This window comes from Halomonas aquatica (assembly GCF_040196335.1).
GTDB lineage: Bacteria > Pseudomonadota > Gammaproteobacteria > Pseudomonadales > Halomonadaceae > Halomonas > Halomonas aquatica.
In genome coordinates this window covers 1-15,819 of record NZ_JBEGCJ010000003.1, presented here as the reverse complement: position 1 = coordinate 15,819, position 15,819 = coordinate 1, and the positions used below count along the sequence as shown (strand labels likewise).

17 protein-coding genes are annotated in these 15,819 nt (G+C 62.5%); 12 read left to right on the top strand and 5 right to left on the bottom strand.

Features of this window, described 5'->3' with window-relative positions; all coding sequences use genetic code 11:
- Window positions 1-203: 203 nt before the first annotated feature.
- Both ABE960_RS06365 and ABE960_RS06360 read right to left on the bottom strand, forming a co-directional pair.
- Entirely contained in the window at window positions 204-1,097 is an 894-nt protein-coding gene (locus ABE960_RS06365) for a GGDEF domain-containing protein (protein WP_349761417.1), read from the bottom strand.
- 656 nt (window positions 1,098-1,753) lie between these two features.
- The gene (locus ABE960_RS06360; protein WP_349761416.1) at window positions 1,754-2,608 is read right to left on the bottom strand and encodes a glutathione S-transferase N-terminal domain-containing protein; all 855 of its coding nucleotides are present in this window, start codon (window positions 2,606-2,608) and stop codon (window positions 1,754-1,756) included.
- 257 nt (window positions 2,609-2,865) lie between these two features.
- Between ABE960_RS06360 and ABE960_RS06355 the strand changes: the two genes are divergently transcribed.
- Window positions 2,866-3,438 carry a tetratricopeptide repeat protein gene (locus ABE960_RS06355; protein WP_349761415.1) on the top strand — a complete coding sequence of 191 codons (573 nt, stop codon included), beginning with the start codon at window positions 2,866-2,868 and terminating at the stop codon, window positions 3,436-3,438.
- A gap of 44 nt (window positions 3,439-3,482) precedes the next feature.
- Here ABE960_RS06355 and ABE960_RS06350 read toward each other — a convergent pair whose 3' ends face one another.
- The 3 genes from ABE960_RS06350 to ABE960_RS06340 all read right to left on the bottom strand — a co-directional run bounded on the left by ABE960_RS06350 (window position 3,483) and on the right by ABE960_RS06340 (window position 6,462).
- Window positions 3,483-4,808, bottom strand: coding sequence for a TRAP transporter large permease (locus ABE960_RS06350; RefSeq protein ID WP_349761414.1), 1,326 nt, complete (start codon window positions 4,806-4,808; stop codon window positions 3,483-3,485).
- The gene (locus tag ABE960_RS06345) at window positions 4,805-5,320 is read right to left on the bottom strand and encodes a TRAP transporter small permease subunit (protein ID WP_349761413.1); all 516 of its coding nucleotides are present in this window, start codon (window positions 5,318-5,320) and stop codon (window positions 4,805-4,807) included. The genes ABE960_RS06350 and ABE960_RS06345 overlap by 4 nt, the downstream gene beginning before the upstream one ends.
- 83 nt (window positions 5,321-5,403) lie before the next feature.
- Window positions 5,404-6,462: a type 2 periplasmic-binding domain-containing protein gene (locus tag ABE960_RS06340; RefSeq protein WP_349761412.1), complete on the bottom strand. Its 1,059-nt coding sequence runs from the start codon at window positions 6,460-6,462 to the stop codon at window positions 5,404-5,406.
- A 506-nt stretch (window positions 6,463-6,968) separates the two neighbouring features.
- Here ABE960_RS06340 and ABE960_RS06335 point away from each other — a divergent pair.
- From ABE960_RS06335 to ABE960_RS06285, 11 genes are all read left to right on the top strand, one after another.
- A complete protein-coding gene (locus tag ABE960_RS06335; protein ID WP_349761411.1) occupies window positions 6,969-7,892 on the top strand; it encodes a LysR family transcriptional regulator in 924 nt (307 codons plus the stop codon).
- Window positions 7,893-7,993: 101 nt separating this feature from the next.
- Window positions 7,994-8,794: a putative hydro-lyase gene (locus tag ABE960_RS06330; protein WP_349761410.1), complete on the top strand. Its 801-nt coding sequence runs from the start codon at window positions 7,994-7,996 to the stop codon at window positions 8,792-8,794.
- A gap of 165 nt (window positions 8,795-8,959) precedes the next feature.
- The gene (locus ABE960_RS06325; protein WP_349761409.1) at window positions 8,960-10,024 is read left to right on the top strand and encodes a TRAP transporter substrate-binding protein; all 1,065 of its coding nucleotides are present in this window, start codon (window positions 8,960-8,962) and stop codon (window positions 10,022-10,024) included.
- A 70-nt stretch (window positions 10,025-10,094) separates the two neighbouring features.
- Window positions 10,095-10,670 carry a TRAP transporter small permease subunit gene (locus ABE960_RS06320; protein WP_349761408.1) on the top strand — a complete coding sequence of 192 codons (576 nt, stop codon included), beginning with the start codon at window positions 10,095-10,097 and terminating at the stop codon, window positions 10,668-10,670.
- Window positions 10,670-11,956, top strand: coding sequence for a TRAP transporter large permease (locus tag ABE960_RS06315; protein ID WP_349761407.1), 1,287 nt, complete (start codon window positions 10,670-10,672; stop codon window positions 11,954-11,956). Before ABE960_RS06320 ends, ABE960_RS06315 begins: the two co-directional genes overlap by 1 nt.
- Window positions 11,957-11,984: 28 nt before the next feature.
- Window positions 11,985-12,668 (top strand): DUF2848 domain-containing protein, encoded by a 684-nt coding sequence (locus ABE960_RS06310; protein ID WP_349761406.1) that lies wholly within the window; start codon window positions 11,985-11,987, stop codon window positions 12,666-12,668.
- 83 nt (window positions 12,669-12,751) lie between these two features.
- A complete protein-coding gene (locus ABE960_RS06305; protein ID WP_349761405.1) occupies window positions 12,752-13,507 on the top strand; it encodes a 5-oxoprolinase subunit PxpA in 756 nt (251 codons plus the stop codon).
- Complete coding sequence (gene pxpB / locus ABE960_RS06300) at window positions 13,504-14,226, top strand: 5-oxoprolinase subunit PxpB (protein WP_349761404.1); 723 nt, start codon at window positions 13,504-13,506, stop codon at window positions 14,224-14,226. The genes ABE960_RS06305 and pxpB overlap by 4 nt, the downstream gene beginning before the upstream one ends.
- Window positions 14,223-15,176 carry a 5-oxoprolinase subunit C family protein gene (locus ABE960_RS06295; RefSeq protein ID WP_349761403.1) on the top strand — a complete coding sequence of 318 codons (954 nt, stop codon included), beginning with the start codon at window positions 14,223-14,225 and terminating at the stop codon, window positions 15,174-15,176. The genes pxpB and ABE960_RS06295 overlap by 4 nt, the downstream gene beginning before the upstream one ends.
- Window positions 15,177-15,250: 74 nt before the next feature.
- Window positions 15,251-15,493, top strand: coding sequence for an OadG family protein (locus ABE960_RS06290; protein ID WP_349761402.1), 243 nt, complete (start codon window positions 15,251-15,253; stop codon window positions 15,491-15,493).
- An 83-nt stretch (window positions 15,494-15,576) separates the two neighbouring features.
- On the top strand, window positions 15,577-15,819 hold a 243-nt coding region (locus ABE960_RS06285; RefSeq protein ID WP_432765350.1), incomplete at its 3' end, for a biotin/lipoyl-containing protein.

Below are 15,819 nucleotides of genomic sequence, written 5' to 3'. Positions count from 1 at the left end.
GAATCATTCCGGCGTACCGTTGTTCTTCGGACGGGTGGGACTCGGCATCACTGCGCCATGAGCATGCTCAAGCGCCGTAAGGCGCCAACGCCGGCAAAGCTGGCTCGCCATTTTTCGACACACATTCACCATGCATGCACTACTGGAATCATTAGCATGCCGCACCACTTCCAGTGATCGCCTCGAGAAAAAACCGGGAAAGATTACATACAAACTCGATTACGCCCTGCTTTCTTGGCTCTATATAAATTCTCATCTGCCCTTTTATAAACATCAGCATGATCGATGTCTGCATTCTCGACTTCTGACACCCCTACGCTGATTGTCATCGAAACATCTCCACTCGCTGTCGCAATCGAGGTGTTCATTATAATTTCTCTTAATCTTCGTGCAATGGTAAATGCAGCCTTCTTCTTGGTGCAAGGCAGCAACACACAAAACTCCTCTCCACCTACCCTTGCCATCACATCGTGTGATCTCAAGTATTTTTCACATGACCGCGCAACGGTCTCGATTGCAATATCCCCAACCGGATGGCCATAATTATCATTAATGCTCTTGAAATGATCAATATCGATCATGAGAAGAGAAAAAATATCATCATTTCTCTTGAAGCGTGAAAATTCATTTTCAAGAATTTCGTCAAAGGCCGCTTTATTAAGCAGCTTTGTCAAAGGGTCCTTTCGTGAGGAATCCTTGAGTGCCTCTTCTGTATTTACTTGCTCCGTGACATCACGCTCAATGGCGGCAAAATGGGTAACTTCACCTTGGGAATTCCTTAATGGCATAATACTTAAATCAAGCCAATAACCCTTTCCATCCTTGGAGTAATTCATGATGGTTACTCTGACGGGCACCTTATCCTCCAGCCCCTGCCGAATTATCCTGGTGGTGTCCTCGTCTGCTACGCTGGATTGAAGAATTCTTGGAGACTTTCCAGCAACTTCTTCCAGGCTATAACCAGTCAGCTCGGTGAACGCCCTATTGACATAAACAATCTCAGGACCGGGCTCATCAAGGGGATATGCCTTTGTTATGATAATAACATCATTGGCGAATTCCACCACGTCTTTAAAATTTAAATCGAATTCAGCCATATCTGCACCGTATTTATAGTTATTACGAAAAGTATCAGCCAGCGTTTATCTTCCAAGTTTATCGAGCAGGTGTGCTCAAGTCAACGAAAATGCCTTAGGCATTTCACCTAACCCCATGAGAATAATGGTTATTAAGAACAGTCTTCCTGCGTTGCTTGGATACAGGCGCCACCAAATTTTACCGAATGCCCCGCCTCGAACAGATGGTGTGCACCCATGAAAATCATTGCCTTTGGAACTTGAGACCATCGCCACTGAGTAGCCGCCAACCGCTCGCGTTCAAGGAAGCCATTCCAGCCGGTCTTATGCTGGGAAGGGAAAAGCACCTGCGAGGGGGGGGGGAACGATGATCACCGAGACAGACGAGCATCGCCTGACGCACTGTATGGAACTGGCTGAGCAGGCCCTGAAAGACGGCGATGAGCCGTTCGACTCGGTGCTGGTCAAGGGCCACCACCCTGTGGCCGGTGGGGATGCCACCCGGCACTCCGAGCTCTTCCTGGCTCGCTGGGCGGCGGAGAACCTGCCGCCCAAGCAAAGGGCCCGGGCCACCGTCTACAACTCGGGCGAGCACTGCCCCATGTGCACCGCCGCCCACGGCTGGTGGGGCCGGGGCGCATCGTCTACGCCATCCCGTTGCGTCCAGCACCTAGCCATCAGGCCAGCGGCGAGAGGGCCTGTTCGACGAACGCCTCGCAGCGGGCACGCGCCGGCCGGTCCCTCAGGCCCTCGCAGTAGGCCTCGAACTCTGGCCGCCGGGGGATGGTGCCGAAGTACATGCCCCAACCGAGCTGGGAGCCGACATAGATATCCGCCGCGCTGAAGGTGTCGCCGGCGATATAGCGACGCCCGGCGACCGCGCTGGACAGGGTATCCAGCACCGCCCGGAAGTCGCCGGAGCCGAGCTGAACCTGCTGCTTGGGCGTGGGGTGGACCCCCAGGGCATTGAGCCCGAGTGCGGCCTCGAGGGGTCCGGAGGCGAAGAACAGCCAGCGGTAGTAGTCGCCCCTGGCCGCGGGCGGCGGCGCCAGCCCGGCCGCGGGAAAGGCATCGGCAAGATAGGCGCAGATTGCGGCGGCCTCGGTGATCACCGAATCCCCGTGGCGAAGTGCCGGCACCTTGCCCATCGGGTTGATGGCCAGGAAGTCGGGGGACTTCATCATGCTGCCGTACTCGAGGGTGACGGTGCGATACGGAACGCCGAGCTCCTCGAGCATCCAGTGGACGATCCCGCCCCGGGAAAGGGGATTGGTGTAGAAGATCAGCTCACTTGGCTCCCGCGGGGCGGGTTCGGCCAGTGCCGCGGGTGGCAGCGCGACGTCAGGGGGGAGCACATACCCCTGGCCGGGCTCGTTGACGACCTCGACCCCCACCGCCCGCAGCGTGGCGATGTCCCGATAAAGGGTGCGCAGGGTAATCCCCAGCATCTCGGCAAGCTCGGGCCCACCGATCGGGACGGTGTAGTGGCGCAAAACCCGGATCAGGTCTTGCAGGCGGGGCGTTCGGGACATGGCTGGCTCCTCGCGTGCCGGGCACGCATCACTCTCGTTTGACGGCGGGGCAACTTGCCGCCGCCGGTCGTTCGGGTGGATTCTGTTGAATCGTGCGCCTCGCGGCAACGGCGGCGCTGGCGCCATCATGCCTTCGCCAGCGGGCCAGCGCTAGATGATGCCCCGATCGAGAGAGCGACGGCCCTCAGCGCTGCACTAGAATGCCTGGAGGCGAAGGGCAAGGGGCCCGCGCCGGTCCTGTTTCCTTCGGAGGTCTAATGAACATGCGACGTGCGTTGCTGGTCTGCGCTGCCACGCTCATCCTCGGCGGCTGTGCCGCCAGCCCCTACGGCACCCCGCCGGATACCTCGGATCCCTGGGAACTGGTCCACTCCGCACGCGCCTGGCTTGAGAAGGGTCGCCCCCGGGGGGCCCTCCCCAGTCTTCATCAGGCACAACGAAACCTGGAAGGCCTCGATCCACAGGGACGGGAATACCGTCACCTCGAGGCGGCGATCATGAACGAGTACGGGCGGGTATACGAGATGACCAGCAACCTGGACGAGGCAGAGGCGGCCCTACGGGAAGCCGACAGGATCAGCCTCTCTATCCCCGAGATTCGTCCCCTAGCATTCGATATCACGTACAACCTATCGACGGTGCTCGAACGACAGAACAGGCCCGGGGAGAGCTGCGAGTATCTGCGTAGGGCCCATGCCACGATCATCGACCTGGACGAGACACCTTCACCGCCACCGGAGGGCTACGGTGGCCATTCCCAGGCGTTCATCGATCAGACCGTGATGCCCAGGATCGAGGGGCGAGCAAATCGCATCGACTGTCGGCTCTGAAAAAAACGGCGGGCCAAGGCCCGCCGAAACATCATCAGGTCGGTTTATTTCCAGGAAGGTCCACTCATGGCGTCCGGGAGCCACGTCGCCAGTCCAGGAAAGGTCAGGACCAGAGCAAGAACCAGTAACTGGGCCACGATGAAGGGCACCACACCGGCGTACATGTGCTTTAGCGTCACTTCGGCTGGGGTAATGGCTCGCAGGTAGAAGATCGCAGGTGCCAGCGGGGGGGTCAGATAGCTGGTCTGCAACACCACAAGGAACGCCACGCAAAACCATATCTCGTCGAACCCAAGCATCCCGACGATGGGCATGGCGACGGGAATAATGATCAACACCACCGAGATCAAGTCGAGCACGAAACCGGCAATGAAGGTGATCAGCAGGATCAATGCAAGGACCATCCAGGGATTGAGGCCATTATCCAGCAACAGCGACTGCACGGTGGCCATGCCTCCCGCCGCGAAGAACACTCCGGCGAACATGCTCCCGCCCAACACGATGAGCAGGATCATGGCCGATATGTTCATGGTCCTGATGGCCGCATGCCAGAGAACCTTGAGCGTCAGGTTACGATACGCCAGTGACAGCAAGATCGCCCCGAGGGCACCACAGGCAGCTGCCTCGGTGGGAGTGGCCACGCCCATCAAGATAGTCCCGAGCACCACGAAGATAAGCGCCAGGGTGGGCAGAAGCGCCACCAGAGTGATACGTAACCTGGCGCCCAGCGGCACCTGGTCCGTTTCTTCAACCTGTGGTGCCATCTCTGGCTTCAGATAAGCCACGCCAATGATGTAGATCAGGAACATTGTCGCCATCAGGAAGCCGGGGATGAGCAGACCACTGAACAGCGAGCCCACCGAGACGCCGGCTACCGGCCCGAGAACCACAACGGTAATCGAGGGAGGGATGGCGGTGCCCAGGGAGCCGCTGGCACATATGGTGCCGGAAAGAAGGCTCTTGCTGTAATGGTGCTTGAGCATGACCGGCACCGCCAGCATGCCGATCACCGCCTCAGTCGCCCCTACCACTCCGCTGGAGGCAGCGAACAGGGTACCCATGATGATGGCGCCGACACCGAGTCCACCGGGCAACTTGGTGGTCCAGAGGTGAATGGCACCGAAGAGGCGCTCAGCGATACCGGAGCGCTCCAGCACGGCCCCCATGAAAATGAACAGCGGCACCGCCGCCAGGATAGCGTTCGAGGCGGTATCCTCGATCTTGGTCAGCAACTGATAGGCCGCCGCATCCCCGAACTGCATGATGCCGAAGATGGTCGCGACGACGATCATCGAGAAGGCAATAGGGAAGCCCCCAATGATGAAGGCCAAGAGTGCCGGAAACATCAGCAGAGCCAGATAATCACTCATGACTCACCCTCCACTTCTGGCGCTCGCCCCTGGAGGATGGCCAGCGACTTGAGTAACTCCGCCACGACCTGGAGGGCCAGAAGCGCAAAGCCCACGAACCAGACGGTGAAGACAGGCCATATCACCGGATTCCAGGCCGAACGGCCGGATCGTTCCTGGGATTCAAAGGCGGCCAGCGCATATTTCGACAGTTCCCATACCAGCCACACCAACACAGGCAGGAAGAGTGCATAACCCACCAGCCGGATCAGCGCATTGCTTCGTGCTCCGAGCTGCAGGCTGAGAATGTCCACGCTGACGTGCTGGCCAACGCGTAGCGCATTGGCCATACCCAGCATGAAGATGGCCCCCATCACCATGTAACTGATCTCGAATGCCCACAGTGTCGGACGATCGAGCACATAGCGACTGAAGACCTCGTAGACCAGAGCACCGATGAGAGGAAAGATCAGCACCGCACCGAGCCAGCCGGCACGGAGCGTCAAGGATTCGATGATGTTGATGAGTCTCATGTCAAGAATTCCCGATGGCCATGTCCAGACGGCAGAAGAGAGGCCGACCGGCCTCTCTTCCCTTGATGCCGACAGAGCATGACTCAGTTGTCGGTAACGCCAATCGGCAGACGATACTCAGGCCAGAGGCTCATTGACTCCTTGAAGCTTCTCTGAGACTCCAGCACGCGGGCGAACCACTCGTTTTCCCCGGCGTATTGATTCTCCCACTTCTCGGTCTCTTCATAGATGGCTTCAATGAAAGACTGATCGAGCTGGACCATTTCGTTGGGACCATCGATCAGTTCCTGATAGGCATCCAGATCAGCGAAGGAACTGGCCAGCCACGAATCATAGACGCTCAGCTTGCCCGCCAGGCGAAGGAGTTCCTGTTGCTCCTCGCTAAGACCATCCCAGGCCTCCTGGTTGACCTGGCATTCAAGGAAGCCGCCGGACTGGTGCACGCCGGGCAGAATCACGTACTGAGCCACTTCCTGGAACCCGGTGGGTCGGTTCATCTCAGGGCTGCCCCACTCAGCGGCATCGATTACGCCCCGCTCCAGGGCACTGTAGATTTCACCACCGGCCATCACCACGGTAGACGCACCGAGGCGGGAGGCAATTTCGGCCCAGGCGCCGGAGGTCCGCAGACGCAGGCCCTGGAAATCCTCCAGGGTCTCTACCTTCTTGTTGGAATGCAGGAATATCTCGGTGCCCAAAATGGAGCAGGGGAATGCCACCACGTCGAAGACTTCACGGCGAAACGCTTCGTAGAGTTCCACACCGCCGCCTTCGTACATCCAAAGCATGAACTCTTCCGGTGTAAGGCCGCTGGAGTGCCCCGCCAGAAGCGCCGCGGTAGGATCGGTCCCGTAGTCATAGTTGATGTAGTTGTGGCTCACCTCGGCCACCCCGGACTTCACGGTGTTGGTCACGCGCAAGGCACCACCCAGGGTTCCCCCAGGGAAGACCTCGATCTCGACATCGCCGCCGGTCAGCTGGTTGACGTAGGTCGCGAAGGTTTCCGCATCGCGTTCCAGCCAAGGGCCGCCGCTCCACGGCGTGGCCATCCGCCAGCTTTCTGCAGCCTCCGCAGCCGCCGAACCTGCTACAAGGCCAGCGGCCACACCCACAGACGCTGCAATTCGAGTCATCTTGTGCATTGTTCTCTTTCCTTATGGTTCATTTTGGTGCGAAAAATGCTCATCAATGAATCTGGCAAAGACCTTTACCCTACTCCCCGCCATGCCCGACGTTTTGCCCGAGAATATGAAGATGTGTGCCGAAACTGGGCAATACACGACGATCGAACATTCATGAGCCTCTGAGGAAAAAGGCAAGATTTATGCCAATTGTTTATTGACAGGCTGCACAACACGCTCTACGCCGTAGCGAACGAGCGACCAGCACCTCGAGCCAGATGGAAATATCGTAGAAAGAAGCGGCGCAGGAGATTCCCGCGCCGCTAGTCATGGATCGCTACCCAACGAGAAAAACTCGCTGACGCTTCAATACCGCATCAGGTCTCGAGGCCCAGGCGAAGTCCTCCACGCTGATCGCCATCAACAGCCTTATGCTCGCGTTAGACACCTTTTCGGCAACAACGGACATTCCACGCAGCCGCGCGTAGACTCGGAATACCACGACGACACGCAGGAACCCTCGCGGCATGTTCGACTTCAAGGAACTCGAGGCCTTCGTCTGGATCGTGCGGCTGGGATCCTTCCGCCTGGCTGCCCAACACCTGCACCTGACGCAGCCTTCCATATCGGACCGGATCAACAAGCTGGAGATGCTGATCGGCGAGCGGCTGCTGGAGAGGTCTCAACGCCCCATCAAGCCGACCGCAAAGGGACGGACCTTCCTGAGCCATGCCGAGGCAATGCTGGATGCCCGACAGGAGGCGCTGGCGATGCTGGATATCACCACGCCATTCAGTGGTGTCCTGCGCCTCGGCGTGGTCGAGACCATCGCCCACAGCTGGCTACCCGACTTCCTGACACAACTGGCCCAACGATTTCCCGAGATGACCCTGGAGCTTGAGGTGGACAGTTCACCGGGGCTCGCCGCGAAGCTTCGACAGAACGACATCGACCTGGCCTTCATGATGGGTCCGGTCAATGCCGAGAATGTGCTCACTCGCTTCCTGTGTCACTACACCATGGGCCTGGTGGTCAGCCCCGCGCTGGGTCTCGCCCCCTCCTCATTTTCGCTGCACCGGATCGGCAAGACCCCGTTGATCACTTTCGCCCGCGATACCCGCCCCTACCACGAGCTGGGCTCGATCCTTCACCAGCAGGGGCTCGATGACATCAAGCTGCATTGCTCCAGCTCGCTGTGGACCATCGTGCGCATGACGCTCGACGGGGTTGGCATCGGCGCCATCCCGCCCCGCATCGTTGCCCAGGAGCTGGCCAGCGGCGTGCTGGTCGAGCTTCCCTTCAAGCTCCCTGAACTGACCTTCACCGCTTGCTGGCCCCGGCACCTCAACAACGCCCTGGCGGCAGGCATCTCGGAGCTGGCCATCGAGATCGCACAGCGCGACCAGCAGGCCCACGAAGCCCATCAGGCGCCCAGGTCACAGGCCTCATGAATGGTTTTTCCGATCTTTACGGATAGCAATAATCGATTGGATTTATCATATCGCGCTTCCTATGGTGAAAGGCATCCGATAATGACAACAAGAGATATGCCATGACCGCTTTCTCTCTACCCGCCTCGGCCGGCCCGCACGAGATCCGCCAGGCGATCCGTCGCGGCGACTGGACCCAGCATACGAGCGGACTGGCGCCGGGCTTTGCCCAGGCCAATCTGGTGATCCTCCCGGCCCAGTATGCCGATGACTTCATCCGTTTCTGCCTGATGAACCCGCGTCCCTGCCCGGTGCTCGATGTCACCCGTCCGGGCGACCCCTCACCCCGGTCATTGGGCGACGATATCGACCTGCGCCATGACCTGCCGCGCTACCGGCTCTATCGCCATGGTGAACTCGATGGCGAATGCACCGACATTGCCGACTACTGGCAGGACGATTTCGTCAGCTTCTCGATCGGCTGCTCCTTCTCCTTCGAGGAGGCGCTGCTCGATGATGGCCTGGATGTCCGCCACATCCAGCACGGACGCAATGTGCCGATGTATCGCACCAACCGTCCGCTGAGCCCCAGTGGACCCTTCCGCGGTGAGCTGGTGGTGTCGATGCGCCCCTTCCCTGCCGAGCAAGCGATCCGCGCCATCCAGATCACCACCGACATGCCCAAGGTGCATGGCGCACCGTTGCATCTCGGCAATCCGGCGCTGATCGGGATCCACGACCTCGCGAAGCCCGACTTCGGCGAACCGCCGGTGATCCACGACGACGACCTGCCCGTCTTCTGGGCCTGCGGGGTGACGCCGCAACTGGCCATCGAACAGGCGAAACTGCCCTTCGTGATCACTCACAGCCCCGGGCACATGCTGATCACCGATGTGCCCAACCAGCGGCTCAAGTTCAGTTGATCTCCTGCAAGTGCCGTTGATCACCTGAAGGCTTGTAGCACCAGGTTTGCAGCATCAGTTTCCACCAGGTTTCCACTCGGTTTCCAATACGGGGGGCGTCTGACCCGGCACCATCAGGCGCAGGTACCACCGACAACACAAGTCCAACAAAGAAGGAAGATAATGATGACCCATTCACGTACTCCCTCCCGCATGATTCCCGCGCTGCTGGGCCTCGGCATGATCGGCGTCAGCGCCATGTCGCATGCCGAGACCTCGCTCAACGTGGTCGGCAGCTGGAGCAGCCTCGAGCTGCATCGCCAGTTCGAGAAGCCCTTCTGGGGCGACACGCTGCCCGCGAAGAGTAATGGCGAGATCGTTACCCAGGTCACCACCCACGACCAGATGGGCATTCCCGGCGGCGACGTCTATCGCTACCTGGGCGATGGGCTCTTCGATGTCGGCATGACCGTGGCCGATTACACCGTGGGCGATGCGCCGGAGCTCGAGGGCCTCGACCTGCCGATGATGGCCGTGGATGTCGAGAAGGCCGAACAGGTCGCCGAGGCGTTCCGTCCGTTGGCCGAATCGACCATGAATACGCGCTTCAACAGCCATGTGCTGGCCATCGTGCCCTACCCCTCCCAGGTGCTCTTCTGCAACACGCCGATCGAGGGCGTCGAGGACCTCGCCGACAAGAAGGTCCGTGCCAGCGGCCGCTCGACCGGTGAATTCATCGAGGCGCTGGGGGCCCAGAGCCTCAACATCGCCTTCAACGAGGTGCCGGGCTCACTGGAGCGAGGCGTGATCGACTGCGCGGTGACCGGCTCGCTGTCCGGCTACAGCGCCGGATGGCACGAGGTCTCCAGCCACCTGCTGTCGCTGCCGATGGGCGGTTGGGACTATGTGGTCACGGCCATCAACCTCGATAAGTGGAACGGCCTGGATGCCGACACCCAGGAACTGATCCAGTCGAGCGTCGACAGCGACTTCGTGGAGCCAGTGTGGGCCAACGCTCGCACCGAGACGGCCCGTGGCATCGCCTGCCTGACCGGACAGGGGGAGTGCCCGCTGGGTGATCCCGCCGGCATGACCCTGGTTGAAGCCGGTGACGACGACATGGCCCGCGCCCGTCAGGCCCTCGAGGAACAGGTGCTTCCGGCCTGGGCATCGCGGGTCGATGCCGACACCCGCCAGGCCTGGAACGACAGTGTTGGCCAGGTGGTCGGCCTGACCGCTGAAGCTCCCTGAGCCCCCTGACGCTCCCTGAGCCTGCCGCCCCGACAAATCGGGGCGGCACAGCCTTTCGAGGTACTTCCCCATGACGACTACAATCCAAGCACTCGACTCCGTGGTGGCTGCCACGCGTTGGGTCTCCCGCCTCGCTGCCCGGCTGATGGGTCTCGCCCTGCTCGCGGTGGTACTGTTCATTGGTGCCGAGATATTCATGCGTCAGCTCGTCGGCCATGCCCTCTCGGGCGTGCATGAATACTCCGGGTACGTGCTCGCGGTGCTATCCGCCTGGGGCATTTCGCACACGCTGCTGGAACGCGCCCATATCCGCATCGATGTGGTCCATGGACAGCTGTCGCCGCGCTCGCGACAGATGCTCGACATCATCGCCCTGCTGGCCCTGAACCTGGTGGCCTGGACCATCGCGATCAATGCCTATCCGGTATTGGCAAAGTCGCTCGCCAACAACTCCACCGCCAATACGCCGCTGGCCACTCCCCTGTGGATCCCTCAGGCGTTCTGGCTCGCCGGCTACGTGTGGTTCGCGATCACCACCAGCGTGCTCGGCGTCCGCGTGCTGGCCGCACTGTTCATGCGCGACGACGCCACCATCGAGGCCCTGGCCGGCCCTGACAAGGGCGAAATCGCCCAGGAGGCCAACTGATGCTTGCCTATCTTTCCATCGGCATCCTCAGCCTGCTGCTGGCCGGCATTCCGGTCGCCGTGACCCTGTTCCTGCTGGCCTTCGGGGTCGACCAGTTCTTCTCGTTCTTCCCTCTGACCAAGGCGCTGGGCCAGAACCTCTGGTCTGCCGCGGACTCCTTCCTGCTGATCGCCATTCCGCTCTTCGTGCTGATGGGCGAGATCATCGTGCGGTCGGGCATCGCCGAAAAGGCCTACCGGGCCATGGACCACTGGCTGTCATGGCTCCCCGGGGGGCTGCTTCACGCCAACATCACCACCTCTGCGCTGTTCTCCGCGACGTCGGGTTCCTCGGTGGCCACGGCGGCCACGGTGTCCACGGTGGCCCTCCCCCAGGGCAAGGCACTGGGCTACGACGCCAAGCTATTCTGCGGCAGTATCGCGGCGGGCGGCACCCTGGGCATCCTGATCCCGCCGTCCATCAACCTGATCGTCTACGGCTTCCTCACCGAGACCTCGATCCCTCAGCTGTTCATGGCGGGGCTCGTCCCGGGGCTCGGTCTGGCGCTGCTGTTCATGATCGCCTCGCTGTTGCTGTGCCTGTGGAAGCCGTCCCTGGGCGGGCCGAGCACCGTGGCCTCCTGGAACACACGCCTCAACAGCCTGAAGTTCCTGCTGCCGCTGCTGGTGCTCTTCCTGGTGATCGTCGGCTCGATCTACCTGGGCTGGGCGACCCCCACCGAGGCCGCGGCGATCGGCGTGATCGCCTCCCTGGGGCTGGCCGCGCAGAACCGCCAGCTGAATGGCAAGATGGTGATGGCGGCCCTCGATGGGACCATCAAGACCAGCTCGATGATTCTGTTCATCATCCTGGCGGCCTCCTTCCTTAACTTCGCTCTGGCCTCGTCCGGCATGGTCCAGCAGCTCACCGGCATGCTCAACGCCTATGATCTGTCGCCCTTTGCGTTGCTGATGGCGGTGATCGTCCTGTTCATCGTGCTGGGGTTCTTCATCGAGACGCTGTCGCTGATGGTCATCACCATTCCCATCGTCACGCCCCTGATCGTCGCCGCCGGCTTCGACAAGGTGTGGTTCGGCATAGTGATGATCCTGTTCGTGGAACTGGCCCTGATCACACCGCCGGTGGGGCTCAACCTCTACATCGTGCAGGCATCACGGCGTGGCGAGAACTTCTCCGACGTGATCATCGGCACCCTGCCCTACCTCGCGGCCATGCTGGTGATGGCGGCGCTGCTGGTGGCCTTCCCGTCCATCGCCCTGTGGCTGCCGGCTTCCTTGAGCCAATGAGCAACCGATTAACTCTGGAGACGTGTTCATGCTGACCTTTACCCATGGCAGCGGCACCCTGAGCCTGACCCCGGAGTACCTGGCCATCGCCGGCTGGGCCGGCCGTGATCAGGCAGGGGTGAAACACCATATCGAGGAACTCGCGGAACTCGGGGTGCAGCCACCCTCGGCCACCCCCCTGTTCTATCGCGTCGGCCGCGAACAGCTGACCCAGCATGATGTCGTGCAGATGCTCGGGTCACATGGCTCGGGTGAGGTGGAAGCCTGCCTGATGAGTGATGCGCAGGGCACCCTATGGGTGACGGTGGCCTCCGATCATACCGACCGGAAGCTCGAGGCCGTTGGCGTGGCCGAATCCAAGCAGCTGTGTGCCAAGCCTGTCGCCCGCGAAGCCTGGCGCTTTGATGAGGTGGAGTCACACTGGGACCAGATCGAGATGTCCAGCGTGATCGCAGAGGATGGCCAGGCCGTTACCTATCAGCTCGGCACCCTGGCTGAACTGCTGGATGTCCCGACCCTGCTCGCTCAGTTGCCGGCGCCCCTCGCATCGAACGGAACCCTGGCGCCGGGGTGCGTGCTGCTGTGCGGCACCGTGCCCACCCGTGGCGGCATCCGCCCGAGCCAGCATTTCAGCATGTCGTTATATGACCCGGTCCTGGGCCGGACCCTGCGTCATGCCTATCGCATCGAGGAACTCGAGGTCATCAAGTAATTGACGTGCCCGAGTTTTCGAGGGGGGATCCAGGTCCCGACTCGCCTCGACCGAAATGATCATCACGACAGTGGAGTCTTCACATGCCCAGATTGATGCTTAACGCCGACATGGGAGAGAGCTTCGGCCCCTGGAAGATGGGGACCGACCACGAGCTCATGAAGGTCGTGGACCTGGCCAATGTGGCCTGTGGTTTCCATGCCTCGGACCCGGATACCATCCGCGCCACGGTGCGCCTCGCGGCCTCACACGGCGTCACCGTCGGGGCCCACCCGGCCTACCCCGACCTGGTCGGCTTCGGGCGTCGCTCCATGGCCTGCTCGAGCGAGGAGATCGAGAACATGCTGCTCTATCAGGCCGGCGCCCTGGCGGCGCTGTGTCGGGCGGAGGGCGCTCGAATGGGGTACGTGAAGCCCCATGGCGCCCTCTACAACGACATGATGCGCGACCGCGAGACGCTGTCGGCGGTGATGCGGGCCCTGGCGATGCTCGACGCCGACCTGCCCTTGATGGTCATGGCGACCCGGGACACCTCGATGGCCGAGGAACTGGCCGCGGAGCATGGCGTGACGCTCTGGCGGGAGGCCTTCGCGGATCGCGCCTACGACGCCGAAGGCCGGCTGGTGAGCCGCAGGGAGCCCGGTGCGGTGCATCATGACGCCGAGACGATCATCGATCAGGCTCGGCGCATAGCCAGTGGCCTGCCACTGACCGCCTCGGACGGCAGTGATCTGGTACTGGAAGCCGACACCCTCTGTGTGCATGGCGACAACCCGGAGTCCATCGCCGCCATCCGCGCCATTCGCGAATCCCTCGACGATGTGGAGCGCCGGGCATGAACTCTCCCAGGCTGGAAAACGCCGGAGTCGATGCCTGGCTGGTCAGGCTCTTTGACAGCATCGACGAGGCCAACATGCCCTGGCTGATGGCGCTGTGTGATCGCTGCGAACAGGCGTTCGGCGGGGCTCTGGTGGACCTGGTGCCGTCCTATACCACGCTGCTCGTGCAGTACCGGCCGCAGCAGCTGACGGCGTCCCAGGCCCGCGCCCTGCTGGAAGACATCCTCGCCGACCTGGCCCCCGACGAGACCGACTCGGCGGGCGAGACCAAGGAGATTCCCGTCTGGTACGACGCGAGCGTGGGCCCCGAGCTCGCACGACTGGAGGCCGCGACGGGCCTGACACGCGACGAGGTGATCGAGATTCACAGCGGCCACGAGTACCGCGTCTTCGCCCTCGGCTTCGCGCCGGGCTTCGGCTTCATGGGCAGCGTCGACCCGCGCCTCGAGACGCCCCGACTCGCGACGCCCCGCAAGCGAGTGCCGGCCGGCAGCGTGGCCCTGGCCGGGCGCCAGACCTCCGCCTATCCCCGGGTCTCCCCGGGGGGCTGGAACCTGCTCGGCCGCACCCCGGTGACCCTGTTCGACCCCTCGAGGGAGCGCATGAGCTTCCTGCAGGTGGGTGACCGGGTGCGCTTCGTCGCCATCGGGCGCGAGGAGTTCGAACGCCTGGGCGGAGACACGACCCCCGTGGCACCGGTTCAGGAGGAGCGATCATGACCACACAGACCCTCGGCACGCTGCGGGTGGAGAAGGCGGGGCCGCTGGCCACGCTCCAGGATCCCGGTCGCTTCGGCGTACGCCGGCTGGGCGTCACCCAGGGCGGGCCGGCCGACCTGCATGCCTTCGCCTGGGCCAATCACCTGCTGGGCAATGCCTGGGAGGCCGCGGTGCTGGAAGTCACCCTCGGGGGCCTCACCCTGACCGCCGAGCAGGATACCCGGCTGGCGCTGTGCGGTGCCGATCTCTCGGCCTCGCTTGACGGAACATCCCTGCCGCCGTGGCAGGCCTTCACCCTGCCGAAGGGAAAGGCCCTGACCTTCGGCTCGCCGGTCTCCGGGGTCCGCGCCTACCTCGCCGTGGGCGGCGGCTTCCACGCCGAGCCCGTGCTTGGGAGCCTGGCGTGCGTGACCCGCGAGGGGCTCGGCGGCCATCACGGCGACGGCAAGCCGCTGGCCACCGGCGATCGGCTCGGCTTCACCAGGGAGGCGGCCTCGGCGACCGGCGGCACCCGCGAGGTGCCGGCAGAGGAACGGATCGACTACCGGCAGCCCGCCACCCTGGCGCTGGTGCCCGGCGCGCAGATCGCCGACTTCACCGGGGAAAGCACCTTTCGCGCCTTCCACACCGACTGGACCGTCGACACCCGCACCGACCGCATGGGGGTCCGGCTGACGGGGCCCAGGCTCGACTGCCGACTCGAGAGCATGATATCCGAGGGCATCGCCCTGGGAGCCGTTCAGGTCCCCCCCGATGGCCAGCCAATCGCACTGCTCAATGACCGCCAGACCATCGGGGGCTATCCCCGCCTCGGCACCCTGACGCCGATGGCCTGCTCACGCCTGGCCCAGTGCCAGCCCGGCCAGCGAGTCCGACTCATGCCGGTGGCCCTGAGCCGAGCCCAGGCCGACTATCTCAGGCAATTCCAGCCGTTCCAGGCAAGCGGGTAAGCCCGGACTCGGGAGGATGACAGGCCCCGGCACTCGGGGCCGGTCGTCTCCTCGCCCCACACAGGAGAGACGTCATGCCAGATTCGCAACTGATCAGCGAGGGCCTGTCCCTGATGGCCCTCGGCATGGGCTTCGTCTTCGTCTTTCTCAGCGTGCTGGTCGTCACCACCACGCTGATGTCGAAGGTCATCGGTCGCTTCTTTCCCGAGCCACCGGCATCGCCCGCTCCGGCGCGGCGGTCGGCGGCGGCCGCCGACGAGGACGAGCTGAAGGTGGTCATTTCCGCCGCCCTGCACCGCTTTCGCAAGCGCCATTGAGCCACCCGCCGAGGTAACCCCGGAGGGGTGGCCCCCGGGCAGACTACCTACGAGACCGCGACGAGATCGCCGGAGGAATCACCATGAGTGACAACGCACGCCCCTCGACCGACGCCGACATCTATACCATCACCCTCAACGGCAAGCAGTACGTGGTCGAGGTCCGCGAGGGCGGCGAGCAGCCGAGCACGGCACCCGCCGCGCCGGCCCCTGCCGCCTCATCGGGCGAGACCATCACCGCGCCGCTGGCCGGCAACATCTTCAAGGTCAATGTTCGCGAGGGCGACAGCGTCGAGGATGGTGATGTGGTGATCATCCTCGAGGCC